27 protein-coding genes are annotated in these 25,168 nt (G+C 34.8%); 17 read left to right on the plus strand and 10 right to left on the minus strand.

Going from position 1 to position 25,168, the window contains the following annotated elements:
* Positions 1-39 precede the first annotated feature (39 nt).
* From FHP05_RS10985 to FHP05_RS11000, 4 genes are all read left to right on the plus strand, one after another.
* A complete protein-coding gene (locus FHP05_RS10985) occupies positions 40-936 on the plus strand; it encodes a LysR family transcriptional regulator (RefSeq protein ID WP_147668189.1) in 897 nt (298 codons plus the stop codon).
* 99 nt (positions 937-1,035) lie between these two features.
* Positions 1,036-1,314 (plus strand): YhdT family protein, encoded by a 279-nt coding sequence (locus FHP05_RS10990; protein WP_147668191.1) that lies wholly within the window; start codon positions 1,036-1,038, stop codon positions 1,312-1,314.
* The gene (gene panF / locus FHP05_RS10995) at positions 1,311-2,753 is read left to right on the plus strand and encodes a sodium/pantothenate symporter (protein WP_147668193.1); all 1,443 of its coding nucleotides are present in this window, start codon (positions 1,311-1,313) and stop codon (positions 2,751-2,753) included. The genes FHP05_RS10990 and panF overlap by 4 nt, the downstream gene beginning before the upstream one ends.
* A gap of 23 nt (positions 2,754-2,776) precedes the next feature.
* Entirely contained in the window at positions 2,777-3,178 is a 402-nt protein-coding gene (locus tag FHP05_RS11000) for a thiol-disulfide oxidoreductase DCC family protein (protein ID WP_147668195.1), read from the plus strand.
* 53 nt (positions 3,179-3,231) lie between these two features.
* Here FHP05_RS11000 and FHP05_RS11005 read toward each other — a convergent pair whose 3' ends face one another.
* On the minus strand, positions 3,232-5,220 hold the full coding sequence (locus FHP05_RS11005; protein ID WP_147668197.1) for an acetoacetate--CoA ligase: 1,989 nt from the start codon (positions 5,218-5,220) through the stop codon (positions 3,232-3,234).
* Between the two features lie 270 nt (positions 5,221-5,490).
* On the opposite strand from FHP05_RS11005, the gene FHP05_RS11010 reads away from it, so the two are divergent.
* A complete protein-coding gene (locus FHP05_RS11010) occupies positions 5,491-6,084 on the plus strand; it encodes a DedA family protein (protein ID WP_191126330.1) in 594 nt (197 codons plus the stop codon).
* Between the two features lie 12 nt (positions 6,085-6,096).
* Here the strand turns inward: FHP05_RS11010 and FHP05_RS11015 are convergent, their stop codons facing one another.
* The gene (locus FHP05_RS11015) at positions 6,097-6,879 is read right to left on the minus strand and encodes a phosphatidylserine decarboxylase (protein ID WP_147668201.1); all 783 of its coding nucleotides are present in this window, start codon (positions 6,877-6,879) and stop codon (positions 6,097-6,099) included.
* A gap of 65 nt (positions 6,880-6,944) precedes the next feature.
* Between FHP05_RS11015 and pssA the strand changes: the two genes are divergently transcribed.
* Entirely contained in the window at positions 6,945-7,478 is a 534-nt protein-coding gene (gene pssA, locus FHP05_RS11020; RefSeq protein WP_147668203.1) for a CDP-diacylglycerol--serine O-phosphatidyltransferase, read from the plus strand.
* Between the two features lie 50 nt (positions 7,479-7,528).
* On the opposite strand, the gene FHP05_RS11025 is transcribed toward pssA, so the two are convergent.
* The gene (locus FHP05_RS11025; protein ID WP_147668205.1) at positions 7,529-7,957 is read right to left on the minus strand and encodes a YueI family protein; all 429 of its coding nucleotides are present in this window, start codon (positions 7,955-7,957) and stop codon (positions 7,529-7,531) included.
* A gap of 173 nt (positions 7,958-8,130) precedes the next feature.
* Positions 8,131-10,143, minus strand: coding sequence for an LTA synthase family protein (locus FHP05_RS11030; RefSeq protein ID WP_147668247.1), 2,013 nt, complete (start codon positions 10,141-10,143; stop codon positions 8,131-8,133).
* Positions 10,144-10,465: 322 nt separating this feature from the next.
* On the opposite strand from FHP05_RS11030, the gene FHP05_RS11035 reads away from it, so the two are divergent.
* The 3 genes from FHP05_RS11035 to FHP05_RS15390 all read left to right on the plus strand — a co-directional run bounded on the left by FHP05_RS11035 (position 10,466) and on the right by FHP05_RS15390 (position 14,000).
* Positions 10,466-11,326 carry a YitT family protein gene (locus tag FHP05_RS11035; protein ID WP_269144281.1) on the plus strand — a complete coding sequence of 287 codons (861 nt, stop codon included), beginning with the start codon at positions 10,466-10,468 and terminating at the stop codon, positions 11,324-11,326.
* 537 nt (positions 11,327-11,863) lie between these two features.
* Complete coding sequence (locus FHP05_RS11040; RefSeq protein ID WP_147668206.1) at positions 11,864-13,810, plus strand: aconitate hydratase; 1,947 nt, start codon at positions 11,864-11,866, stop codon at positions 13,808-13,810.
* A gap of 16 nt (positions 13,811-13,826) precedes the next feature.
* Positions 13,827-14,000: a hypothetical protein gene (locus FHP05_RS15390; RefSeq protein ID WP_191126334.1), complete on the plus strand. Its 174-nt coding sequence runs from the start codon at positions 13,827-13,829 to the stop codon at positions 13,998-14,000.
* A gap of 70 nt (positions 14,001-14,070) precedes the next feature.
* On the opposite strand, the gene FHP05_RS11045 is transcribed toward FHP05_RS15390, so the two are convergent.
* On the minus strand, positions 14,071-14,688 hold the full coding sequence (locus FHP05_RS11045) for a spore coat protein (protein WP_147668208.1): 618 nt from the start codon (positions 14,686-14,688) through the stop codon (positions 14,071-14,073).
* Between the two features lie 170 nt (positions 14,689-14,858).
* Here FHP05_RS11045 and FHP05_RS11050 point away from each other — a divergent pair, with 170 nt between their 5' ends.
* From FHP05_RS11050 to FHP05_RS11060, 3 genes are read left to right on the plus strand one after another with little or no spacing between them, the layout of a single operon-like run.
* Entirely contained in the window at positions 14,859-15,101 is a 243-nt protein-coding gene (locus FHP05_RS11050; RefSeq protein WP_147668210.1) for a hypothetical protein, read from the plus strand.
* Between the two features lie 3 nt (positions 15,102-15,104).
* Entirely contained in the window at positions 15,105-16,457 is a 1,353-nt protein-coding gene (locus FHP05_RS11055) for a tripartite tricarboxylate transporter permease (RefSeq protein WP_147668212.1), read from the plus strand.
* A 51-nt stretch (positions 16,458-16,508) separates the two neighbouring features.
* Positions 16,509-17,462: an MBL fold metallo-hydrolase gene (locus FHP05_RS11060; protein WP_147668214.1), complete on the plus strand. Its 954-nt coding sequence runs from the start codon at positions 16,509-16,511 to the stop codon at positions 17,460-17,462.
* A 35-nt stretch (positions 17,463-17,497) separates the two neighbouring features.
* Here FHP05_RS11060 and FHP05_RS11065 read toward each other — a convergent pair whose 3' ends face one another.
* Entirely contained in the window at positions 17,498-17,890 is a 393-nt protein-coding gene (locus FHP05_RS11065) for a hypothetical protein (RefSeq protein ID WP_147668216.1), read from the minus strand.
* Positions 17,891-18,329: 439 nt separating this feature from the next.
* The gene (locus FHP05_RS11070) at positions 18,330-19,085 is read right to left on the minus strand and encodes an exodeoxyribonuclease III (RefSeq protein ID WP_147668218.1); all 756 of its coding nucleotides are present in this window, start codon (positions 19,083-19,085) and stop codon (positions 18,330-18,332) included.
* A 357-nt stretch (positions 19,086-19,442) separates the two neighbouring features.
* Between FHP05_RS11070 and FHP05_RS11075 the strand changes: the two genes are divergently transcribed.
* From FHP05_RS11075 to FHP05_RS11090, 4 genes are read left to right on the plus strand one after another with little or no spacing between them, the layout of a single operon-like run.
* Positions 19,443-19,838 carry a GntR family transcriptional regulator gene (locus FHP05_RS11075; RefSeq protein ID WP_147668220.1) on the plus strand — a complete coding sequence of 132 codons (396 nt, stop codon included), beginning with the start codon at positions 19,443-19,445 and terminating at the stop codon, positions 19,836-19,838.
* Positions 19,831-20,520, plus strand: a complete 690-nt coding sequence (locus FHP05_RS11080; RefSeq protein WP_147668222.1) for an ABC transporter ATP-binding protein — start codon at positions 19,831-19,833, stop codon at positions 20,518-20,520. Before FHP05_RS11075 ends, FHP05_RS11080 begins: the two co-directional genes overlap by 8 nt.
* Positions 20,517-21,350, plus strand: coding sequence for a hypothetical protein (locus FHP05_RS11085; protein ID WP_147668224.1), 834 nt, complete (start codon positions 20,517-20,519; stop codon positions 21,348-21,350). Before FHP05_RS11080 ends, FHP05_RS11085 begins: the two co-directional genes overlap by 4 nt.
* A gap of 15 nt (positions 21,351-21,365) precedes the next feature.
* On the plus strand, positions 21,366-22,571 hold the full coding sequence (locus FHP05_RS11090) for a hypothetical protein (RefSeq protein WP_147668226.1): 1,206 nt from the start codon (positions 21,366-21,368) through the stop codon (positions 22,569-22,571).
* Positions 22,572-22,637: 66 nt separating this feature from the next.
* Here the strand turns inward: FHP05_RS11090 and FHP05_RS11095 are convergent, their stop codons facing one another.
* Complete coding sequence (locus tag FHP05_RS11095) at positions 22,638-23,237, minus strand: short chain dehydrogenase (protein ID WP_147668228.1); 600 nt, start codon at positions 23,235-23,237, stop codon at positions 22,638-22,640.
* An 88-nt stretch (positions 23,238-23,325) separates the two neighbouring features.
* The gene (locus FHP05_RS11100) at positions 23,326-23,661 is read right to left on the minus strand and encodes a thioredoxin family protein (protein ID WP_147668230.1); all 336 of its coding nucleotides are present in this window, start codon (positions 23,659-23,661) and stop codon (positions 23,326-23,328) included.
* Between the two features lie 147 nt (positions 23,662-23,808).
* Here FHP05_RS11100 and FHP05_RS11105 point away from each other — a divergent pair, with 147 nt between their 5' ends.
* Positions 23,809-24,177, plus strand: coding sequence for a hypothetical protein (locus tag FHP05_RS11105; RefSeq protein WP_147668232.1), 369 nt, complete (start codon positions 23,809-23,811; stop codon positions 24,175-24,177).
* A gap of 38 nt (positions 24,178-24,215) precedes the next feature.
* Here FHP05_RS11105 and FHP05_RS11110 read toward each other — a convergent pair whose 3' ends face one another.
* A complete protein-coding gene (locus FHP05_RS11110) occupies positions 24,216-24,740 on the minus strand; it encodes a CotY/CotZ family spore coat protein (protein WP_147668234.1) in 525 nt (174 codons plus the stop codon).
* Positions 24,741-25,168: the final 428 nt, after the last annotated feature.

Here is a 25,168-nt window from a genome sequence, read left to right on the forward strand (position 1 = left end):
AGCAATCTTATATAATAGAACAACAAAGGAGGCGGACGCATGGACCAACAACTACAAGTCTTTGTTACGGTAGCAGAAAAGAAAAATTTCACACGAGCTGCAGAAAAACTACATATGACACAACCAGCCGTTAGCCAGTATATTCGTCAGTTAGAAGAGGAAATTGGTACAAGATTATTAGAACGGACAAATAAATATGTGCGCTTAAATAAGGCGGGGGAAATTGTTTATCATCATGCAAAAGAGATATTAGGAATCTATACGAAAATGCAACATTTGGTGGATGATTTGATCCATCAAACAAAAGGGTCACTTTCGATTGGAGCAAGTTTCACATTTGGGGAATATGTACTCCCTCAATTAATCGCCCAATTACGACATACATATCCAGATATTCAAGCCTCTGTTTTAATCGGAAATACAGCTAAAATTGCTGATTTAGTTATGGCGCATCAATTAGATATTGGAATTGTAGAAGGAGCATTTGAAGGTAAACAATTAAAAGAAAGAAAATTTGCGAAAGACGCGATGTATATTATTGCTTCAGCTAACCATGTGTTAGTCAAACAAGAAAAAGTGACTCAAGCCGATTTGGAAAAAGAAATGTGGATTATTAGAGAACAGGGTTCAGGAACAAGAGAAGCAACGATAAGTATGTTACAAGATATCGGGATTTCACCAAAGGAGCAGATGACTTTTAGTAGTACACAATCTATTAAACAAGCAGTAGAAGCAGGACTTGGTATTACATTATTATCAAAATGGGCTGTTCAAAAAGAATTGAAGGCAGGAGATTTGAAAATCATTTTTGTTCAAGGGCTTCCATTCTACCGTTCTTTCTCTATTATTACGAGATCACCTTTTCAAACAAAGGCATTAGAAGTGTTTGTTACATTATTGGAAAATAATGATCTCTATCAATCTTATTATTCATGATTACTGTTTGGGATAAGATAGGTAAATCTAACCGTTTACAAAATAGAGGATAATAGGATATAGTTATCATAATATAAGAGAAATTAGGGGGAAGAAGACGTGAAAAAACAGAAAGAGGACAACCGATTTAAAATCGCCAATCGGGAGGCACTTATTGGGGTTGGATTAGTCCTTTTTAATTTTATTTGGTGGTTTGGTTTCGCCTATGGAATGGGAAGTAAAGATCCATCACAATATACATATGTTTTCGGTCTACCAGCATGGTTCTTTTATAGTTGTGTCGTTGGATTAATTGTTATGGTAGTGCTCGTCATATTTTTCGTTAAAAAGTATTTTGTAGAAGTTTCTTTTGATGATAAAGGGGATGATGAGAAATGAATTGGCAAGCACTAATTCCCTTAATTATTATGCTTATTGTCATGTTTGGAATTGGATTATGGGCTAGTAGATATGTTCGTACTTCTACAGACTTTTTGCAAGATTACTTTTTAGGTGGTCGGAGTTTAGGTGGATTTATTTTAGCAATGACAATGACGGCAACTTATGGAAGTGCTAGTAGTTTTATAGGTGGTCCTGGAGTTGCCTACACACAGGGCCTTGGTTGGGTGTTACTTGCCATGTCACAAGTGGCAACAGGATATTTCGTGTTGATGATTTTGGGTAAGAAATTTGCGATTATAACAAGACGTTATCAGGCTGTTACATTGGTTGATTATTTAAAAGAACGTTATCAATCAAAGTGGGTCGTTTTACTGGCTTCATTTAGTATTATTATTTTCTTGTTTTCTGCAATGGCAGCCCAATGGATTGGTGGAGGACGTCTAATTGAGTCATTGACAGGTCTTTCATACACAAGTGCGTTATTCATCTTTGCTGTTTCTGTACTAATTTATGTTGTTATTGGTGGTTTTCGTGCTGTTGCTTTAACAGATGCGATTCAAGGATCCATCATGTTTATTGGTACGTTAATTCTTTTAATTGCGGTGATTATTGCTGGTGGTGGAATTTCGAATATTATTCAAGACTTAAATGCGGAGAATCCAAATTTAATTACACCTTTTGGAGCAGAGGGTAATTTAACACCTGCTTATGTTTCTTCCTTCTGGATTTTAGTAGGTGTTGGGGTAATCGCCCTGCCGCAAATTGCTGTTCGAGCGATGTCATATAAAAATTCAAAGTCGATGCATCGCGCGATTATTATTGGAACAATCGTTGTTGGTTTTATTATGTTAAATATGCATTTAATTGGTGTGTTTGCTAGGCCAATTTTACCCGGCATTGAGGTTGGTGACAAAGTGATGCCACTTATCGCCTTAGAAACAATGCCAGCTTGGCTTGCCGGTACTGTCCTTGCAGCACCAATGGCTGCAATTATGTCAACAGTAGACTCTTTATTGCTATTAGTCAGTTCAACTGTCGTCAAAGATGTCTATTTGAATTATGTTCAACCAAAAGCATCTCATAAAAAGATCAAACAAATAAGTATAGGTATTACTGCTTTGTTAGGGATTATTGTTTTTTTATTTGCATTAGATCCACCAAATTTAATTATTTGGTTAAATTTATTTGCCTTTGGTGGTTTAGAGGCTGCCTTTATATGGCCAATTGTAATGGGATTGTATTGGAAAAAGGGAAATAAATATGGTGCTTTCTCTTCTATGGTCGTAGGAATTGGTTCATACATTTTGATGGACTTGCTGAAAATTCAACCATTTGGTATGCATGTAGTCGTATTTCCAGTCATTTTATCTTTCTTTGCTTATGTGATTGGAAGTTTAGCTACCAATAATAAAATGAAACTGCCAGCCACTGATTAATTAATAAAAAGGGGAGCATTCGAATGGAGCATCCAATCATTTTATTTGATGGACAGTGTCATTTTTGTGACCAAAGTGTACAGTTTATCATTAAACATGATGCAAAGGGATTCTTCAAGTTTGCATCCCAACAAGGAGAAATTGGGCAGGAGCTCCTAAATGCCTACGAAGTACCTGAAGAAATAGATAGTATCATTTTATTAAATAATGACAAATATTATATAAAATCATCTGCAGCACTTCGTATATGTTTTCATCTAACAGGGGGTTGGAAGCTTTTTTCTGTTTTCTTGATCATACCAAGTCCCGTACGTGACTTTTTTTATAATATAATAGCCCAAAATAGATATAGATGGTTTGGCAAAAAGGAAAGTTGCCAATTGCCAACAAAAGAAATTAGAAAGAGATTTTTAGATATGAAGTAATAAAATTTCTAAGGTAAAACAAAAGCTTGAGGGATTTCCCTCAAGCTTTCTAATTAACTACTAACGTGTTTATTTTCTCTTGCAAATTGAACAAAATAGTCAAGCATCATCGGATTACTTAAAGAGCCCTTATTAACCACTTGATTCATTTTTTGTCCCATCAATATTCTTTTTACAGGAATCTCAAGCTTCTTCCCATTTAATGTTCTTGGCAGATCAGGTGCTTCAAATATACCTGTTGGAACATGGCGTGGTGAACATTGGGTACGTATATGGTTATTGATCTGTTGCTTTATTTCTTCGGTAAGTGCATGACCTTCTTTCATAATAACAAATAACGGTACAAACGAATCTCCATCTTCTTTCGGAATATCTACTATTAAGCTATCTTCTACTTCTTCTACTAAATCAACTGCTCGGTATATTTCACTTGTACCAATTCGTATACCCCCACGGTTAATAGTGGCATCTGACCTTCCATAAATAATACATGAACCATGCTCCGTAATTTTTAAATAGTCTCCATGTCGCCAAATCCCTGGGAACATATCATAATAGCTTTCTTGAAGTCTTCTCCCATCTGTGTCATTCCAAAAAAAGATAGGCATTGCTGGGAATGGTTCAGTTAACACTAATTCACCAACTTCATTAATTTGTGCTTCTCCAGCCATATTAAAACTTTCAATTTTCGCTCCAAGCCCACGACATTGTAGTTCACCAGCATGCACAGGTAAGATTGGAACACCTAATATAAAGGCAGTACATACATCTGTTCCACCACTAGATGAAGCAATTAACAAATCTTCTTTGACATTTTCATAGCACCATTGAAAGGCTTCTGGTGGTAATGGAGAACCAGTAGAACTAATGTTTTTTAAATGGCTCAAATCAAATGTATTTCCCGGTTCAATTCCATCTTTCATACAAGCAGTAAGGAAGCTCGCACTTGTACCAAATAAAGTCATTTTCGTATCTTCTGCCAGCTTCCATAAAAAGTTTTTATCTGGATATGCGGGATTCCCATCATATAAAATAATGGTGCTTCCAGTTAAAAGACCCCCGACAAGGAAATTCCACATCATCCAGCCAGTTGTCGTAAACCAAAAGAACCGATCACCTTCACCAAGGTCAGCATGGAATGTGATTGCTTTTAAGTGTTCTAAAAGCATACCGCCTTGACTGTGAACAATAGGTTTTGGGACTCCGGTTGTACCTGATGAGAATAAAATCCATAGTGGATCATTAAATTCGACATATTCGTAGGTAAGCTCTCTCTCGTTTGGAGTAACGGCATCTTCCCAATGTGTAACATTTTTTAGTGGTTCAAAATTTGCATCTTGGTTAAGATATGGAATCGCAATTGTTGCCTCCAACATTGGAAGTGCTTCTTGGATTTCTTTAAGCACAGGCAAGCGGTTGAAATCTTTCCCACCATAGCGATACCCATCAACCGTAATCATTACTTTCGGTTCAATTTGCTTAAAACGATCAATGACACTATTTGTTCCAAAGTCAGGTGATGCACTAGACCAGATTGCTCCAAGACTTGCTACAGCTAGAAAAGAAACAACGGCTTCGTAGATATTAGGAATGTATGATACAACTCGATCACCCTTTGTCACGCCCATATTGCTGAGTGTTTCTTGTAAGGCGCTTGTATCTTGATATAATTTCTTCCATGTAACTTCTGTTTGAGGACGTAATTCTGATGTATGAATAATTGCTGGTAAATGTTTTTGCCTGTTTTTGAAAATGTGTTCTGTATAGTTGATTGTTGCATTTTGAAACCACTTTGCTCCAGGCATGTTATGTGATGTTAAAACAGAGGTGTATGGTGTTTTGCTTTTTATATTAAAATAATTCCAAAGCGATTCCCAAAATTCTTCTACTTCGTTCGTGGACCATTCCCAAAGAGATTGATAGTCAGCGAAATCAAGCCCTTTCTTTTTCTTTAACCAATTCATATACTGAAATATATGTGATTGTTTCATGTAATCTGAAGATGGCTCCCACAATAATGTTCCTTCTTCTACTCGCTTCATACTAACCCTCCTATTCTATGATTAATACCATTATATGAAAACGCTTACCATGTGTAAAGGAGCTTTAATAAATAAAGAAGTACAAGATTCTAAACGTGACTCATCATATATATCCAATCTATGTAAAAAGAGAACTTTTATGAATCCTTTTTTAGTATTACACGTATTAGTAAATAAGATAAAATTAATAGCCTAATAACTATACTTTTGTAGTATAATAAATACTATTCATTGTTTATTATTTATTTTCATATGAAAGCGGGAAATACAATGGGAGTATGGCATGAAGCTGTTAGCCAATATGGTTATATTGCAATCTTTACTTTGTTGACAATGGGATTATTAGGACTTCCAGTGCCTGATGAAGTATTAGTTACTTATTTAGGCTACATTACTTCACTAGGAGAAATGAGCTTTACAATAACTTTTTTATCAGCTGTGTTTGGATCCATTTGTGGCATATCGATTAGTTACTTTATTGGGGTGAAATTGGGAGAACCATTTGTTCGTAAGTATGGCTCTAAATTAAAAGTTAGAGCACATACTATTGAACGAACAAAAAGACTATTTTCTAAATATGGTTCTATTTTTCTTATTATATCTTATTTTATTCCAGGTGTCCGTCATGTTGCTGCCTATATCAGTGGAATTACAAAGTATTCTTTCAAACATTTTTTATTTTTTGCTACGATAGGTGCTGTTGTTTGGGTAACTGTGTTTTTATCATTAGGAAATCGTCTAGGTGCAAATTGGGGTATCATTGCAGACTTTATTCGCAAGTATTCCTGGAGTATAGTTGGAACCCTTATCCTTATTATCGTTGTATGTATTACCTATTATCGCTATCGAAAACAACACACATAATTGTTTATTCACTTATTTATTCATCCATTTCGCAATGGCTTGCCCGATGAGCACTTCTGTATTTGGCTTCATTAATGGTTGAAATTGACTGTTTTCTTCAAAAAGGAGAAGAATAGTCGATCCAAAAGAAAAATAACCCAGTTCCTCGCCTTTGTTAAAATGCGAACCCGTATGATGTAACTGAATGGAATTAATATTGAGCGCTCCAATCTTAATCATAGCTATCTTTCCAAACGGGCTAGCTAATTCAGAAATGATACGATAATTCGTGGAAAAAGGCATGTTACCATACTTTAGACCAAATTGATTGACTGGATATGACTTTTCACCTAGAGCGTATCGACTCTCAAGTCTTCCTGTAATTGGATAGTGAAATCGATGGTAGTGGCTTGGTGAAAGGTATAATATGTAGAAATGCCCGTTTCGATACACATTTGCCTTTTCTTTACTTCCAAGAATTTTTTCTAAAGTATAAAGTTGATCCTTAATATAGAAAGTCTGGTTTTCAGCAATGGTTCCCATCTCACTTAATAATGCATCAACGGGAGAAATAAATGTGTCTGAAGAATAATCAATAAGGCGTGCTTTATCTCTTAAACGACGTGTAAAAAAATCGTGTAGTGTTTGGTAATGGTGTATTGGATATTCTGTTTCTTTTAGGTTAATAGAATAAGCTTTAGAAAAAGGACGAATAAGTGGTTTACTTAGACGTGATTGACTAAATGACTTTAATAGTGTGGAGCTATAGGCGTTTCCTGTAAGTTCTACAAAGTACTTTAGTAAAAACTTCATCATGAATCATCAGATCCTTTACGTATTTAATATGTGGTGAAAGTTCATTTAAAAAGGGGGTTGAACGAATGTTTTTATTAAGACATATTAATTATACTAAATTGAAAGAACAAAAAGCGAATGCTATCACATTAATGAATTTAAGTTTTGGTATTATGTCTATCGTCTTTGTTTTAAAAGGGTTTACGAATTTTAGTGTATTATTTTTATTTCTTGCTGCATTATTTGATCGTTTTGATGGAGTGGTAGCACGCAAATATAATATTGAATCAGATTTTGGAAAAGAATTGGATTCATTAAGTGATTTAATATCATTCGGTCTGGCACCAGCTTTACTTGTTTATGAAACAAGTTTATATCAAGTACCAACTGTCGGAGCGGTTCTAGTCGTCTTCTATGTATTATGTGGTGCAATACGATTAGCGAGATACAATGTACAAGAATTTGATGGTGCATTTTACGGAATACCGATTACTGCTGCAGGAACTATTTTAACGTTTTTAGTTTTATTCGCAAATCAGTTACCAGTTCTCTTTTATGCAGTGGTTACAACTATTTTAATGATTCTTATGGTTAGTAATATTCGTATTCAAAAGGTATAAGAAAAGGCGGTCCACTTCCTATATGGAAGGATCGCCTTATTTCATTTATCCTATTTAAACAGTTTTCGAAAAATGGATTGCTTTTGTTGTTCTTTTGATTGAGAAGTTTCTTCCTCTTTTATAAAAATTTCTTCCTTATCGATTGCGTAATCATATTTAAGAACAGCCCCAATACTTGTCTCTGTTTCTCGATTTGTAATAATGGTATAGGGAATATGGTATTTTTTTGCTAATTTTTTTCCTTCATTCAAGAATTTATCAGCTATGTTCCCATTAAAGATAAGAGATGCGTCAGGATGTTTTCTCATTTCTTCTCTTAAGGCTTTTAACCCTTTGTCAGACATTGTCTGCCCAATTGTTAAGGCAAGAACAATTCTCTCACGTAATGTTCCTAGATACTTGTTACGTTCTTCTTGCTTGGGAAGTCTTGTTCCGTAGATACCGTCAGTTAGAAAATCATTTACATTTTTATTTGACATACATGTGACCTCGCTTTTATTTGTTCTTTTACGTTATAATACTTCTTCACTTATTGTAAGAATTTATGGTGGAGGTTTCAATGTAAAGGTGATCTGTTTCTTGCTTTTAGAAAATAGCTAAACAAAAAAGCTCCTTGATTATTATTTCAAGGAGCTTGTTATGATTTTGTTAATCATTGGTCATCTTCTTTTTGGTTTGTTTCATCAGTTGATTCTTTATCTGTATCCTCAATTGTTTCATCGTCTGTTTCGGAATTCTCTTGATTCTGTTCTATCTCTGCATCTTCCTCATCTACACCATAATGATAGATAGAAGGATCAACTTCTTCCCAATCCTTTGTTGGAGTATAGAATCGTAGTAAATCACCGTAAACTAGTTTATCTGATAATTGAAGTTCATTTTCTATCTGTTGTTTCATGTTCTCCATTTTATCTGTGACTTCTTCGATTTCTTCTTCGGTTTCATTATCGTAGTATGAACCTGAAATATAAGAGAAATCAGGAGTTACAAAGTCGCCTCTACGGAATGGAACGAATTGCTTATGATCTTCTGAAAACATATCTGTTCCAAATAAGATGTAATCATCTGCCCGAATTCCCATTAAGTGTAGGAGTGTCGGCATGACATCCATTTGACTAGTATATCGATGGTTAATGCCTTGACTTTCCACTCCAGGTATTTTAATTAGAAATGGAACTCGTTGTAAGTTGGCACTAACAAGAGGTGTTATTTCTTTATCTAAAATCTCCTCCATTGCTCGATTATGGTTTTCAGAGATACCATAATGGTCACCATAAATATAAATAAGGGAGTCTTCATATAGACCAGCTTCTTTTAGATCATCAATAAACTCTTTTAATGATTCGTCTAAATATCTTGCAGTTTGGAAATAGCGGTCAACAGAACCATCACCTGTTTCAGCAGGTTCAATTGTTGCATCTTCTTCATCAATCAAATATGGATGGTGATGTGTTAAGGTCATTAAATGCGCATAGAATGGTTCATCTAATGATTCTAACATTGGGATTGATTCTTCGAAAAATGGCTTATCTTTTAATCCATAATTAATGACGTTCTCTTCGGACATATCATAATAGCTAGCATCAAAGTAGTGATCGATTCCAAATTGTTTATAAATCTCATCGCGATTCCAGAAAGATTTATAATCTCCATGTAAAACAGCAGAAGTATAATTCATCCGTTGATTTAAAATAGCAGGTAGGGCTTGATACGTATTATTTCCTTTCGTAACAAAGGCAGCTCCCTGTGGTAATCCATACAATGAGTTATCTAGGATGAATTCAGCATCAGCTGTTTTTCCTTGTTCTGTTTGATGGAAAAAGTTATCAAAATATGTGAATCCTTTTTTCTGATCATGAACTAATGAGTTTAAGAAAGGTGTTACTTCTTCTCCGTGTAATTCGTAATCAATTAGAAATGATTGGAAGGATTCTAAGTGAATTTTGATAATGTTTTTTTCTTTAGCAGCTCCAAAAAGTGCCGGATTTGGTTTTGCATACTTTTCTTTCGTATATTCCTTAATATCTACAATGTCATTGCTATCTGCAAAAACACGTTGTGATGATGATTTGATATTTTGTATCGTATCATAGATGGCGAAATTATAAGCTCCTAAGTACTTCACAATATAATTTCGATCAAAAGTTCTTTTTAGTAACTGCGGACGATCTGCTTCAGCCATACTTAAGTTTACTGAGAAAGCAATAGCACCAGCCATTAAAATAAGTACAGGTTTACGTAATTGTAAACGTTCATCTGACCAATGATGCTTCGTTTTCATAAATAAGAAGATTAATAGAATCAAGTCAATAGCATAAAAAACATCATACAACTCCATCAAACTAACGATACTTCCACCTAAGCTACCAAAATTGCTTGTTTGTGTAAGAGTTGGTAATGTGATGTAGTCATTATTAAATCGATAGAAGACTACATTTGCATACAGAAAGAAACTCATTAAAAAATCGATTATAATAATCCACTTTCCAGCTTTTTTCCCTTTTGCAAAAAGTGCAATACCAAGGAAAATCAGTACCGAACTAATTGGATTTATAAATAAGAGGAAAGACTGTATACTATTTTTTATATCTAAATTAAACTCAATCACATAAATCAAATACGATTTTAGCCAAAGCAAAGTTGCTGCTACAAAGAAGAACCCCATCTTTGTTTGTAAAAATTTCTTCACTTTGTTTCACCTCATTTTTAATCTAACAAACTATTAATATAAAGTATCAAATGTATATTATACTGTATACATTGTGGGATTGCAACAGGGCAAGAATTTGGTAATTTTTAGGGATTTAAAAAATAATCTACTAAAACAAGCCCATATGTTAAAATATAGCTTGGATTTCTCCATTTATGAATATAAAATAAAATTAACGGTTTGTTAATGATTTGATTCCTGGGAATATATAAAAATAACACAAAATACAATAGAAAACAATGCTTTTTAAAGCAGTCTATAGAGAGAGGGATTTGATTTGGCGAAGAAACGATCAAAATATTATGATTATTTACTAGTAATAATTGGTGCCACCATGGTTGGTTTGGCTTATAATATTTTTTTATTACCAACTAAATTAGCTGCTGGGGGACTATCAGGCGTAAGTACCATTCTGTATGAGCTATTTGAATTAAGTCCTGCCTTTACACAATTTATCATGAATATTCCAATTTTCATTATCGGTTGGATTGTATTGGGCAGGGATTTCTCTGAGAAAACATTACTTGGGACATTTTGGGTACCATTTGTAATCTGGTTATCAGAGGATATTCCAATCATGATAACAAATCCCTTTTTAGGTGCATTATATGGAGGAATTGTTTTAGGGATTGGGCTAGGGATTGTTTATAAAGGAAATGGGTCCACAGGAGGAACAGCTGCCATCGCCCAAATTGTGAGAAAGTTTACAGGTATTTCAAGTGGTTATTCACAATTTATTGTTGATGGATTGGTTGTGGGTGCTTCTTTAATTGTGTTTAATTTAGAATTGACCCTTTTTGCTTTAATGGCAATTTATATCACAGGAAAAGCTATTGATGCTGTTCTAATTGATACATCACGAAGTAAGTTGATTTTGATTATTACAGAAGAGGAAGAAAAAATTCAAACCTTTATTAAAGAAGAAATTGACCGCGGATTAACAACAGTGCGTTCAGTTGGTGGATATACGAAAAGGGAAAAAACAATGATCCTTTGTGTTGCGGACCAAAAAGAAGCTGTTCATTTGAAAAAACGTCTTGAGGAAGAAGAACCATCTTCTTTCGTTATCTTCCTTAATGCATCGGAAATCTTGGGTCGAGGATTTTCCCTTGATAAATATTATGGGCAAAATTTATAAAAGAGCGTTTTATGGGGCACCTCTGAAATTAAATTGAAAATCTAATGCCAGGGGTGCTTTTTATTGAGTAAATACAACTTTGCACAAATGTGTTCGTGTTCGTTACTAAAAACTCAAAAAATGTAGGAGACGGGAACGAATAGGAGCTAATTGTTACTGGAAATCGTAAAATCATAAAAAATGGGAATGAATAGACACTAATCGTGACCGATATTCGGAAAAAGAGGAAAGCTGGGAACGAATATGATCTAATCATTCCCAAAAATTGCAAATCCACAAAAAACAGGCACGAATAAACGCTAATCGTGACCGATATTCGAAAAAAGTGGAAGGATGGTAACGAGTAGGAGCTAATTGTTACCTAAAATCACAAATTCATAAAAATTGGGCATGAATAGACGTGAAATGTTTCCGAGAATGCTAAAGTCGAAAAAATGTAAGCGAAGACTATTCACCTATTGGCAAATATTTTCCTTTTTAATTCATATACTAATAAAGGGTAAGAGGAGTGTAATTGTATAGCGAGGAGGAAAAGGAATGGGGTTTAATGTTACACAAAAATTGATCCAAAGTCATCTTGTATCAGGAGAAATGGTACCAGGAGAAGAGATTGGTTTAAAGATTGACCAAACTCTTACACAAGATGCAACTGGTACACTTGTCATGCTTGAATTAGAAGCAATGGGGTTAGAACGTGCCAAGACAGAAGTATCGGCACAATATGTGGACCATAATTTAATTCAAGAAGATAATAAAAATCCGGATGACCATTTATTTTTATATAGTGCTACTAGAAGATTTGGTCTATACCATAGTCGCCCTGGAAATGGTGTTAGTCATCCAGTTCATATGCAGTATTTAGCAAAACCAGGAAAAACCTTGCTTGGTTCAGATAGTCATACATGTGCAAATGGCTGTATGGGAATGCTTGCGATGGGAGCTGGTGGTGTAGATGTAGCATTAGCAATTGCAGGTGAACCATTTTATGTAAAAATGCCTAAAGTTTGGGGAATTAAATTGACAGGCGAATTACCAGATTGGGTTAGTGCAAAAGATGTTATTTTGGAACTTTTGCGTCGTTATGATGTAAAAGGTGGTGTCGGAAAGGTCATTGAATATTATGGACCAGGGCTAGAAAATTTAAGTGCTATGGATCGCCATGTGATTGCCAATATGGGAGCTGAATTAGGGGCAACTGGAACAGTATTTCCTTCTGACCAAGAAGTAAAAAGCTATCTAAAGGCACAAGGAAGGGAAGACGATTGGATTGAATTAATTGCAGATAAAGACGCAACATATGATATTGATGAAGAAATAAATTTGTCAGAATTAGAACCATTAATAGCAAAACCATCAAGCCCTGGAAATGTTGTACCAGTAAGAGAAATAGCAGGGACCTCTATTTACCAATCTTATGTTGGTTCGTCTGCTAATCCAGGGTATCGAGATTTTGCGATAGCAGCTGAAATAGTGAAAGGAAGACGTGTTCATGACGGAGTTTCCTTTGATATAAATCCAACGTCACGTCATATGTTAACAGACCTTGTAAAAGAAAGTCATATTGCTTCTCTTATCCAGGCTGGAGCGAGAATGCACCAGGCAGGATGTAATGGATGTATTGGTATGGGGCAAGCACCTGCTACAGGGAAAAACAGTTTACGGACAACACCGAGAAACTTCCCAGGAAGATCTGGTACAAAAGAGGATAGTGTTTATTTATGTAGCCCAGAAACAGCTGCAGCATCTGCGTTAACAGGTCAAATTACAGATCCACGTACAATGGATTTTTCTTATCCAAAGGTAAAAGAAATGAAGAATCCAACAGTGGATAAAAATGTATTAGACCATCCGTTGCCATATGAAGAGGCAAAGAATGTCACGTTAGAAAAAGGACCAAACATCGCCTCCATACCTGCTATGGATGAATTACCAGATGAATTAGAAGTACCTGTTTTATTAAAAATGTCAGATAACATATCAACAGATGAAATTCTTGCGGGTGGAGCGAGGGTTCTTCCGTATCGGAGTAATTTACCAGAGATAAGTAAATTTACGTTTGAAATTGTTGATGACACGTATTATTCACGAGCAAAAAAGACAGTTGATCATGGGGGGCATGCCATTGTTGGTGGCTATAATTATGGTCAAGGGTCAAGTCGTGAACATGCCGCATTAGCACCACGCTATCTTGGTTTAAAAATTGCACTTGTAAAAGATTTTGCACGGATCCATTGGCAAAATTTAGTGAACTTTGGTGTATTACCATTAACCTTTGTCCATGAAAAGGATTATGAAAAAATAGAGCAAGGGGATACTTTAGTTGTCTCTGACTTAAGAAATAAAGTAAAAGCAGGTAAAAATTTTACATTAGATGTAAAAGGAAAAGATATTTCAATTGAAGTCATGCATGTTCTTTCGGAAAGGCAGAAAGACATCATGTTACAAGGTGGAATTATAAACTGGGTGAAAAATCAAAAGAAATAAAAGGGAGGTATGTGTCTTGCCTGAAGATACCCTATGTAAAGCATGTCACGGAACAGGGATGTTAGCAGATGATGAAGGTTGGCAATATAAATGTAGTGTTTGTGATGGTCAGGGTAAAGTAGATATGACAAATGGGGTTAGAAATGTAAGAATAATGGCAACCGATGAAAATAATCGGTTACTTGATTAAAAAAATACCGCTCACCATTTGGTGATGCGGTATTTTAATGTGTTAGAAATCGTCTACCTGAATGAACCTTTTATTGCATCATGGTACCACCTTGAATTGGTGCAAAGGCATTCAAATAGTTATTCATATCTTCTTGTTTTAATTGTGGAACTTGATAATAATGGTTTTTGTTTTGGTATAGGAAAGTTTCATATGCCATTTCAATTAAATTTGGAACACTATCAGCAAAAACTCGACGTAGTACAGGGTTTGTTGTTTCCAATGCCGCCATCGTAAAGCTAGATGCATTTGCCTTCATCACACTCATCATAAAGTCAGAAATACATTGGTCGTTTAATTCATTTACCGATTGAGCAGGTGATTTAGGCTGAGAGGCTTGCATCCCAAATAAAACATCATTACTTGTCTGCATTTTGTAAACTTGTGTTTTGACAGCGGGATCTTGGCCTGTTTTCAATGTCTCTACAGCAGTATTATATAGTTGCGTTAAAAAGCTGCGTTGACGCTGTAGGATTGATTTTAATTCCGGATCTTGGATATGCTGTTCATAAAGCAAAAATTGCTCCAAACCACCAGATAGCCCACTAATTGCTTCATGGGAGTCAAATAACTCATGTCCTCCATGGTTCATTTGTGGTGTAACCTGTTCTGATTGTTGAAAGTTCTGGGATTGATTTTGTTGATGCATGCTAATTCCTCCTTCATCATAATCACTTTTATTTTGAACGTTTCCCTATAAATTATTCCCTTATTATATATTGAAAGTAAAAATAAAATACTTTTCCTATTTAAAAAGTACTGTGTTATTATATTATGTTAAAGTAAGACCTGAATAAAAACGGAAGAGGAGTAGGTGTAATGAAATCAAACCATGAAAAAGAAGAATATATTGAAGTTTGGGAAGATGTTGTCCATATAAAAGACCTTGTACTTAGCTTAATTATATGTAGTGTGACAACCATGGGAGCCTATTTACTTGCTCCAGATGATGCAACGAAATCACTTGTTTTTGGTCTGATTGGTACGGTTATTGGCTTTATTATTTGCAGTATCATCATTAAACCAAAACGGACATTTGAGTATGTAGATGAGGAGGAGTAAGTAATGGATGTCACATTAATTGTACAAATGATTATTGCCGCAGTATTAGGAACCGCAATTTATACAATTATAGGTATTGCACCGGGAACAGATGAAACAGCAGTGCTTGCTCCGGTCACACTTGTACTTGTACTAGCAGGGTTGGAACCAATCATTATTTTAACATTTTTTATTGCGGCAATTGTAGCCAAGAAACTAACGGATTCTATTCCAGTTGCTGTCGCTGGAATACCTGGTGGAGTAATGGCTGCACCAATGGTGGAACATGCCATGGTACTAAAAAAATACGGATTACCAGATGTTAGTATCCGAAAAATGGCATCAGGATCTGTTATTGGAACGATTGTTGCTGTTCCAGTTAGTTTACTTTTAGCAAGCTTATTAGCGCCTTTTGGTGAAGGAATTGCAGAGTATGCTGGACCAATCTTTTTCGGTGGAGCGATTTTTTTAGCTATCATGTCTAAGAACAGGTGGCTTGCATTAGCTACCATTTTGCCATTTGCAATTCTTATTCAAGGATTACGTCACTTATATTGGGGGATTGGCATTATCCCTGAGGACAAGACTGTATTTACGTCGTTTTTCTTAGGAATTACAATTGGTCCCATTATTTTAAAGTTATTTGAGTTATTAAATCGGGATATACGGGAAAAATTACCACGACATTCCAAAAAAGAAATAAAGGTAAAGAAACAATCACAAGTAAAGGGCTTTCCTAATCCATTTAAAATATTGGATAAAAAGGAAGTAAAAACTGCATCTATTGCTTCTTTTACCGGAGTTCTTACATTCTTCATGAGTCCAGTTGGGATCACAATTTTCTTAGGAGAGGTATTTACAAAGCATATTAAAGATCCTGTTAAACGAGCTTCAAGAGCAATTTCTAGTATGGATGGTTTAACAAATGCAACCTATATTTCAGGAACATTAATTCCTTTGATTGCGATTGGTCTGCCATTATCACCAACAGCAATCGGTCCTGCCATTGCACTATTCCAAGCACCGCCTGTTTTAACAGAAGAACATAATTTACATCATTTACTTTCCATGAATGAGTTCGTGTTTGCAACTGTTATTGGTGCTGTAATTGCAATTGGGTTAACGTATTATATAACCGTAAAATATTCTCAACAAATATGCGCATTTGTTTTTAAATATATTCCACATGAAGCATTATTAGGTGTTTTCTTCGGCCTTGTGTTAATGTTAGCATATCGTGATGCTGGTTGGCTTAATATTGCAGGTGTACTTTTAATTGGATTAGTTGCAGGAACATTACATCGCTGGGGTGTTAATTATGGAGTCCAGTTTATGGTTTTGTATGCTGCACCTTGGATGTTAGGATTGTTTGTGTAGATATAGTTGTGTTATTTGCATAAAATTATTTCAGAAAAGGGAGTATAAATGATGGAAACCTTTAAAAAAGAACCTGTTCAACTCATGAAAAATGTGTATGTTATTGATGGATTGGATATGAATGTTCCAAACCGAACAGGAATTTTTGTCTTAACAGAAGAAGAATTAACCCTTGTTGGGACAGGCCCAAGCCCATCTGTAAAGCACATTAAGGCTGGATTATTAGAGTTAGGTTATACACTACAAGATGTAAAATACATTATTTTAAACCATGCTAATTTAGATCATGCTGGAGGTGTAGGTATTCTCATGCGGGAATGTCTCCAGGCAAAAGTTGTTGTTCATCCAGAAGCGGTTGAGTATTTGTTAAAACCAAGAAAGGTAGCAGCGATTACTCGAGCGATGTATGGAGATAGTTTTACAGACTTTTTTGATCCAATCGGTAAAGTGTACAAAGAGGATATTTTAGTAAAAAAACCCGGTGAAACATTGCAAATTGGACCAAAGTGTGTATTGGAATTTCTAGATACACCAGGATATGTAACACATCATTTTGCAGTATATCATCAAAATGCAAAAGCAGTGTTTACTGGAAATGTTGCTGGTGTGAGATATGATCAGCTTAGCCAAATAGGAATTGATTTATATTTGCCTTTTACACCACCGAACCAACTTGACCCGGAGGCAATGAAACAATCATTGGGGTTATTACAAGATTTAGATATAAAACACATCTTTTATGGTCATTATGGAAAGACAGATCACCCAAAAGAAGCACTAAACCAAGTAAATGATTGGTTAGATATCTTTTTAGAAGAAGCGGAAGAAGTATTTTTTCATGAAGGAACATACGAGGATTTAACGAGCCGTTTACAAGCCAAGGTAAAGAATTATCTTCGCAAACAAGGTGTTGGAGATAGTCATGAGGTATTCCTGTTAATTAATTTGGATTTATATTTAAGTTCCCTTGGATTGATTGATTATTTTCAAAACGTGAAACATTAAATAGAAAAAGCGGGTCCAAGGTGGATCCGCTTTTCTTAGTTTTCATCTTCTGTTTTCATAAATGTTAGTAAAGCGAAAAATACAAAGCTAATGAGCAAAATGGTTCCCCCAACAATGAAGAGAATCGTTGTCACTGTTTCATTTAAATTAAATGGCTTCACATAGTAGAGCCACATCCCAACCGTAAGCCCAATCGATCCAATGATTGCTGTCCATACATGTGCTGCAGCTAATTTTTTATTTACAGGTGTATATAATTTATAATAAACTGACCAAGCAAATAATGTCAGCCATCCAACGACAAGGATATGGGCATGGACAGATTTAAAGGCATAACTTCCAGCTCCGGCCATATGTGAACCTAAAAAAGCACCTACTAAGGCAAATATCGCTGAAAAGCGCAATAATGTTTTACTATATGTCTTCAAAGAAATCTCTCCTTCATATTCATCATTCATCACTATATTTTCATTCTAAATACATGATAATGGAAGAATATGAACACAATGTGAATAGCTTGTTACAAAGTAAGTCATTATCGCATATGAGAGCCTGTTTCATGAATCTGTTTGATTGATTGGTCACTGAGGGTACCGATGAGAGCCTGTTTCATGAATCTGTTTGATTGATTGGTCACTGACGGTACCAATGAGAGCCTGTTCCATGGATTTGTTTGGTTGAATGGTCACTGACGGTACCGCTGAGAGCCCGTTCCATGAATCCGTTTGATCGATTGGTCACTGATGATACCGATGAGAGCCTGTTCCATGGATTTGTTTGGTTGAATGGTCACTGATGATACCGCTGAGAGACCATATTGGTTTTAAATAAAAAAGCTGTGAAAAAACATCACAGCTTAGAGTTAATTTATAAATTAATGGTTAATTGAATTGGGCAATGATCACTTCCCATTACATCAGGATGAGCGACAGAGTCTTGGAGGTGATCTTTTAATCGTTCAGAAACAATAAAGTAGTCAATTCGCCACCCGATATTACGGGCACGGACGTTTTTCATATATGACCACCAAGTATAAATCCCTTCTGTATCAGGATGGAAATAACGAAGGGAATCAATGAAGCCAGCATTAAGTAATTCTGTCATTCTCTCTCTTTCTTCATAAGTAAAACCAGAATTGCCGATATTTGATTTTGCATTACGTATATCAATTTCTTGATGAGCAACATTTAAATCCCCACAATAAATGACTGGCTTTTTTTCATCCAATCGAGTGAGGTGTTCATATATCTTATCTTCCCAGTCCAAGCGAAAATCAAGTCTTGCTAAATCACGTTGGGAATTTGGTGTATATACGTTCACTAAATAAAATTCTTCAAATTCTAATGTAATAATTCTACCTTCTGATTCACTATTTTCATCAAGTAATCCGTATTGAACAGATTCGGGTTTTTGTTTTGTGAAAATAGCTGTTCCGGAATAACCTTTTCTTTCGGCATAATTCCAATATTGATGATACCCTTCTAAGTCTAAATCAATTTGTCCAGCTTGTAATTTTATTTCTTGAACACAGAAGATATCTGCATCTACTTTATGAAAATAATCTAAAAAGCCTTTCCGCACACAGGCTCTAAGTCCATTTACATTCCAAGATATTAATTTCATTCCGTAATTTCCCCTCTTCTTTTTCTGTTTCAAAATCCATCTTAACACAGGCTAACAATAAGAAGAATAAAGTTTGCTTCAATCTACGTTCATTTTCAAAAAAATATTCTCCAAACGTGTGTCATTTAAAAAATATCAAAAAACTAATTGACTTTTAATGTACTACATGTATAATACACTTAAGTCGTGTGTGATGTCCTTAATACATTTTTTTATGAATACTGTATTAAAGACATAGTACATACAAGATACCAACGTACAATCAAAGAATATCTCTTTTTTATATAATGTGTATGGTGTGTTTAATACGCGTATTAAAAGAGGTATGTAATCAACAGTGATATAGGAGATGTGTCTATGGGACTGAAGTTTAATAGTCGGGATCCTGTCTATGTCCAGGTTGTTCAACATTTTAAGGAAAGAATAGCAAAAGGTGAGTTGGAGCCTGGAGGGGAAGTTCCGTCAAGAAGAGAATTGGCGAATAAATTAAAAATAAATCCAAACACTGCGCAAAGAGCGTATAGGGAGATGGAGGAAGAGGGATTGATTTTCACGGAAGGTAATTTACCAAGTCGGGTTACGAAAGATGAACAAATATTACGTGCATTAAGAGAAGAATTAATCATGGAGGCGACAAGTGCATTCATTACATCCATGCGTTCAATTAAAGTTCCACTAGATGAAATGCTAGAAAATGTGAAGGAAAATTATGAAAAAACTTCGAATAATGAGGGGAAGGGAGAAAATGATTGAAGTAAAAAACATTACTAAAAATTACGGACGTAAAAAGGTTTTAAAAGGGGTTAGTTTTACTGCAAATAAAGGGGAAATTACTTGTTTAATTGGTATCAATGGTGTTGGGAAAACAACCATTATGAACGCGATTATGAATTTAACCCCAATTAAAAGTGGTGAAATATTAATTGATGGAAAGAAAGTCGATAAAGCAAGTTATGAAAAAATCACCTTTATTCCAGATGAAATTACGATGCTCCAACAAATGCGAATTGAAGAAGCGATGGAATTTATGAAGGACTTTTATACAAGTTGGAACCAAAAACGTGCAGACGAAATGTTGCATTTCTTTCGCCTCGAAAAAACAGACAGAATCTCGGAATTGTCAAAAGGAAATCGGGCAAAAGCGAATCTTCTTCTAGGTCTTGCCTTAGATGTTGATTATGTTTTAATGGATGAGCCATTTTCCGGGATTGATATATTTAGTCGAGAACAAATAGCAGAGGTATTTACCAGTCATTTAATCGAAGAACGTGGTGTGATTATTACAACGCATGAAATACATGATATTGAACATCTAATTGATAAGGCTGTTCTTTTGGATCAAGGTGTTATTCTGAAGGAGTTTGATGCAGAAGAAGTTCGTGAAAAAGAAGGAAAATCCATTGTCGATGTCATGAGAGAGGTGTATCGTGCGTGAAGAATTACTTGAAATTAGTCAATTTTGAAGTGAATCGTTTTATAAAAGTATATCTATCATTAATTGGTATAACGGTGGTTTTGCAGTTAGTCGGAACCTTTTTGAAGTCGAAATCATACTTGAAAGAAGCAAATTGGATGATTTATAAAGAAGGAGTTCCAGTTCAGGAATTTCTTGAGATGAATGGATATATGGATCTTGTACGAGTCTTGGGTTCATGGTGGTTTATATTTCCTATTATAATTTGTATCGCTGTATTATTGATTTATGTATTTCTTATTTGGTATAGGGATTGGTTTGGGAAAAGTACATTTATCTATCGTTTACTTATGTTACCAACAGCACGGATAAATATTTATTTAGCAAAGGCAACAACCATTTTTTTAATGGTACTTGGACTTGTCGCATTACAATTAGTTTTACTACCGATTGAAAATAAAATGATAGATGTCATGATTCCGGATGAATTTCAAATGGCCTTGACTTCAAAGGAAGCAATTTCTTCATACCATCCTTTATCCGTTTTATTTCCAAATTATTTCAGTGATTTTCTGATTTATTATGGAATTGGGTTTATGGTAGTATTTCTTATTTTTACTGCGATTTTATTTGAAAGAAGCTTTCAGGTTAAAGGAATTTTTTATGGCATTATTTATATTGCAATAATGATGGGGATTTTAGTGGCACCTATTTTTACAGTTTTATTTACTGGAAAATCCTATTTATATCCTTTGGAGTTATTTTATTTGGAAATTATATTAGGGATTCTTGTGATGATTTTATCTATTTTAATCAGTCGTTATTTATTAAATAAGAAAATTACCGTGTAAATGGAGGGGAAACTGTTGAAGAAGTATTGGAAATTAATTAGTCTTACCGTTTTGACGATTATTATCATTGGAACTTTTTATATACAATCTAGTCCTAAAGCATCTGTATTTTCAGATATATATTTTAAAAAGCAAGCTGGTGATGTAAAAGAAATTCAAGATGTAATAATAGAAGGAAACCTTCTTTCTGAACATCATTCAAGTTATATAGCCATTACAAATAATGAATCGACATCAATGAACCGATTACCATCTATCTATGAACAAATCAAGTCTGATACAACTCCTGAAATCGAACGCCTGCGCAAAGAATATGGGAGTTTTATGCGAGGAAAATCAAATTCAGGAGATTTTTACGAAAATGATGATTTGCTCATTTATATTGATACAATCCATTCACCTAATATTATAAATGGAAACGCAAATATTGATATAGAAGCTAGTGTATTGGATAAAAAGAAACAAGAAAAGAGGAATTTGGATATCCATTTTCCTAATGAGGAGAAATATGATTATATTGCCGTAAACAGGGTTTGGTTTGATGGTGAAAAGATTAAAGTGGTCGCAACAATTGATAAGCACCCACAAGGTGAATTACACGTATATGCCATTGATTGGAAAACAGGAGAAATAGTGAATGATGAGTTGGCATTTCAATACGCTTATGAAAGCAATAATTCTAATCAGTATACAGATGTACATGTCGTCGATAGTGAAACAACACAAACAGATCCATTTTTCATCTTTGAAAAAAATACGTATGAGGATATAGAAGCGGAACCTGATATGTATGAGAGTCAAGTAATAGAAAAGGAACTTATGAAATATGATTTACAAACAGATAAAATAGTCAAACTAAAATTACCAAATGAATTACAGAACATTGACTTTCCAACGCAAAACGGGCACTTACTAATGTTTACACGTCAGTCGGAAAAGGAAATCGAAATAATTAATTACGATATCCAGTCTGAAAATATTGCCTCTAAACGAACATTTGATATAGCGGGGGATAATTCTGAAGAAGCTCATATCAAAATAAAAAATGGAAAAATATATATTGTCACACCTTATAAAAATATGAATGCAGAAGCAATTCTTTTTGTTGGTGATAGTAAAACAGGAGATACATTATACAGGGGAACATTAGAAGTTGATGGGATGAAAGAATCGAAGAACTATGAATTTTATATTGAATATTTAGGGATAGAGGATGAGTGATTAAAAAGTTTAAAAAGGGTAGTAAAATGCTTGCCAACTTCAACTTGGCAAGCATTTTGTTACCTATTAATACATCTCAAGGTTTTTCCCTGTCAGTGCACCAAGCACACTTTTCTTATATAGTAATGCAGCTTTACTTGCAGGAGCAGGGTCAAATCCTTGAAAATAAGAACCCAGTGCCTCCCATGATTCTTTCATGATTGTTGGGCTTACACTATTAATACGAATTCCTCTTGGCATTTCAATGGCGGCAGCTTTGACAAAATACTTCACTGCACCATTTGCCATGGCGATTCCAGCACCTTCCTTAATAGGGTCATCCATCATAATTCCAGTTGTTAAGGTAAAGCTGCCATTATCATTGACATAATCCATCCCTAGAAGGACGAGATTCACTTGCCCTTTTTGTTTACTTTGAATACCTACTTCATTGATTTCAGGTGTTAATTCTGTAAGTTTTGCGAATTTAGCACCACCGGCTGCATTCACAACCGCATCTACTTTACCTACTTGATCGTACATATTTTTAATGCTTTCTACAGAAGAAATATCAACTTGAACATCTTTTCCATTTCTTCCAGCTTGGATAATTTCGTGGTCTGGGCCAAATGTTTTCACAATTTCACTACCAATTGTTCCACTTGCACCGATAACAAGAATTCTCATTCAAAAACCCCTTTCATTAAATGAAGCTTCTGTTATAATTGTAACATCTTTACGGACATAATTCTGGATAAAAAAATGTGACAGAATATTATTCCGCCACATTCTCATATATTTTTTGGATTTTTTCGTTAAACAGATCCATATGAACAATTCGTGCTTCTCGTACATATTCTTTTCCGTCTACAAAGAGGAGTAGAACAGGTGCCGTAAAGACGGAAAACTTCCCAGCAACCGCTTCTACTTCTGATGCATCAACATGTGCAAGCTCAATCTGGGGATACTTCTCCATTAGTTCTTGGATTTGTGGCAATAAGCCATGGCACACACTACAATTAGGCATACTTACATAGAGAAACGCGAGTTGATTGTTGTTAATAAAAGTGTCAATTTCCTCAATGGAATGTAAGTCTTTAAATTCTCTCATAGGCTATCCTCCGTTCTTTTGTTATCATAGCATGAATTGGTTGTGTAGGCATGTTTTTTGTTTACAGGTTTTTTTTTAGGGCATAAATGAAACAAAAAGGATTCATATTTCGTAATATAAGAAGACTTACTATAGGGAGAAATGTATATGATACAGTTCATCGAAAGACATTCCAATAAAATATTATGGATACTTATCTTGTTAGCCTTCACTAGTTTCTTTTATTCAAAAATCAATTTAGGTTTTGTTCTTGGCTTATACTTCTTAATAGAGGTTATTAAAGAACGAAAAGCTGTTTTAGATTACTTTCATAAACTAAGTTTCAAGGAATATGTATTTCATGTGTTTAGCTTTATCATATTGATAGCAATATTAACACCAATTACAATCTATTCATTGCGATTTTTAAATAGTTTAAATAGCCCGACATGGGTTATCTATGTCTATCTATTTTTTCTTTTAAATATATCTATGTATGTATATGTAGTTTTTTTAGATAAGCGAAAAAGTAAATAGCAAACCTCCCCAATAAGGAGATTTGCTATTATACAAATTTAAGCTGCTGCAAGTGGTGTTGTCGGATCTAGACAAGCGATTCCACAGAAACAGTTAAGGTCTACAGTGATACAAACCCCTGTGCTACGAAGGTTTCGAATTGGCCCTGTACCAGTGCCAGGGAAGAAGTCACAAACTTCATCTCCTGTCGTAACTGGGTTTCCACCAGCATTGACTGGTTGTAGTAATTCAAGAACTACACAGCACTCTTCGTCATCAACAAATTTTTTGGCACGGAATATTGGAGAAGTAATACAGTTGAAACTCACTCCACCGCCACCAGCTGGTCTTTGTACAACACTGCTTGCAACGAATGCGTCACAGTCTCCTTTACAGTAAAGAATAAATGGAATTGTATTATTACCATTTGCTCCGTTAGTTGCAGGAGAAAGAAGGTCTGCAATGGACTGCTCACAACCAGTTGTACAACAATTATCCCCATTAACTTGATCTTGTGCATCGATAATCGCTCTTACAATTTCACATACACAATCTTCTCCAAAATCTACGTGATTACATGACATTATGAAACATCTCCTTTTTTTTATTTGTATTACAATACTACTTTATGTATATTTGGCTTTACTGGTTGTTTAATAGTCTAGTTCTATTAAAATTGAGGAAGTTGTCTATATATCAGCTCAAATGTATGATTTTATTAGTAGATTTGCCAACACTAGTTGGTGTTATTTTCATATAAATATAGTAATCTACACAAGACTTGTGAGATGAAATACCACAACCCAGCCTATATAGAGCCAGCTGATCACTGGCTTCCTTATTTTCTCCTTCTGTGATAATTATTGTTCGGTAAAAATAAAAAGCGAGGCTGGGACAAAACCCCAGTAAATAAAAACTAAGGCGTGGGAGCTTACACTAAAAAAAGTGTAGGCCCCACGCCTTTTTATGTTGTTATTTGAGTAAACAAAAAGGACACCTTTTGATAAAATTA

Origin of the sequence: Cerasibacillus terrae (assembly GCF_008039555.1) — a bacterium.
GTDB lineage: Bacteria > Bacillota > Bacilli > Bacillales > Amphibacillaceae > Cerasibacillus > Cerasibacillus terrae.

Coding starts and splice junctions, on each gene's coding strand:
- FHP05_RS10985 (WP_147668189.1), top strand. CDS start 40: ATGGACCAACAACTACAAGTCTTTGTTACGGTAGCAGAAAAGAAAAAT.
- panF (WP_147668193.1), top strand. CDS start 1,311: ATGAATTGGCAAGCACTAATTCCCTTAATTATTATGCTTATTGTCATG.
- FHP05_RS11000 (WP_147668195.1), top strand. CDS start 2,777: ATGGAGCATCCAATCATTTTATTTGATGGACAGTGTCATTTTTGTGAC.
- FHP05_RS11005 (WP_147668197.1), bottom strand. CDS start 5,220: ATGAAGCGAGTAGAAGAAGGAACATTATTGTGGGAGCCATCTTCAGAT.
- FHP05_RS11010 (WP_191126330.1), top strand. CDS start 5,491: ATGGGAGTATGGCATGAAGCTGTTAGCCAATATGGTTATATTGCAATC.
- FHP05_RS11015 (WP_147668201.1), bottom strand. CDS start 6,879: ATGATGAAGTTTTTACTAAAGTACTTTGTAGAACTTACAGGAAACGCC.
- pssA (WP_147668203.1), top strand. CDS start 6,945: ATGTTTTTATTAAGACATATTAATTATACTAAATTGAAAGAACAAAAA.
- FHP05_RS11025 (WP_147668205.1), bottom strand. CDS start 7,957: ATGTCAAATAAAAATGTAAATGATTTTCTAACTGACGGTATCTACGGA.
- FHP05_RS11030 (WP_147668247.1), bottom strand. CDS start 10,143: ATGGGGTTCTTCTTTGTAGCAGCAACTTTGCTTTGGCTAAAATCGTAT.
- FHP05_RS11040 (WP_147668206.1), top strand. CDS start 11,864: ATGGGGTTTAATGTTACACAAAAATTGATCCAAAGTCATCTTGTATCA.
- FHP05_RS11045 (WP_147668208.1), bottom strand. CDS start 14,688: ATGCATCAACAAAATCAATCCCAGAACTTTCAACAATCAGAACAGGTT.
- FHP05_RS11050 (WP_147668210.1), top strand. CDS start 14,859: ATGAAATCAAACCATGAAAAAGAAGAATATATTGAAGTTTGGGAAGAT.
- FHP05_RS11055 (WP_147668212.1), top strand. CDS start 15,105: ATGGATGTCACATTAATTGTACAAATGATTATTGCCGCAGTATTAGGA.
- FHP05_RS11060 (WP_147668214.1), top strand. CDS start 16,509: ATGGAAACCTTTAAAAAAGAACCTGTTCAACTCATGAAAAATGTGTAT.
- FHP05_RS11070 (WP_147668218.1), bottom strand. CDS start 19,085: ATGAAATTAATATCTTGGAATGTAAATGGACTTAGAGCCTGTGTGCGG.
- FHP05_RS11075 (WP_147668220.1), top strand. CDS start 19,443: ATGGGACTGAAGTTTAATAGTCGGGATCCTGTCTATGTCCAGGTTGTT.
- FHP05_RS11080 (WP_147668222.1), top strand. CDS start 19,831: ATGATTGAAGTAAAAAACATTACTAAAAATTACGGACGTAAAAAGGTT.
- FHP05_RS11095 (WP_147668228.1), bottom strand. CDS start 23,237: ATGAGAATTCTTGTTATCGGTGCAAGTGGAACAATTGGTAGTGAAATT.
- FHP05_RS11100 (WP_147668230.1), bottom strand. CDS start 23,661: ATGAGAGAATTTAAAGACTTACATTCCATTGAGGAAATTGACACTTTT.
- FHP05_RS11105 (WP_147668232.1), top strand. CDS start 23,809: ATGATACAGTTCATCGAAAGACATTCCAATAAAATATTATGGATACTT.
- FHP05_RS11110 (WP_147668234.1), bottom strand. CDS start 24,740: ATGTCATGTAATCACGTAGATTTTGGAGAAGATTGTGTATGTGAAATT.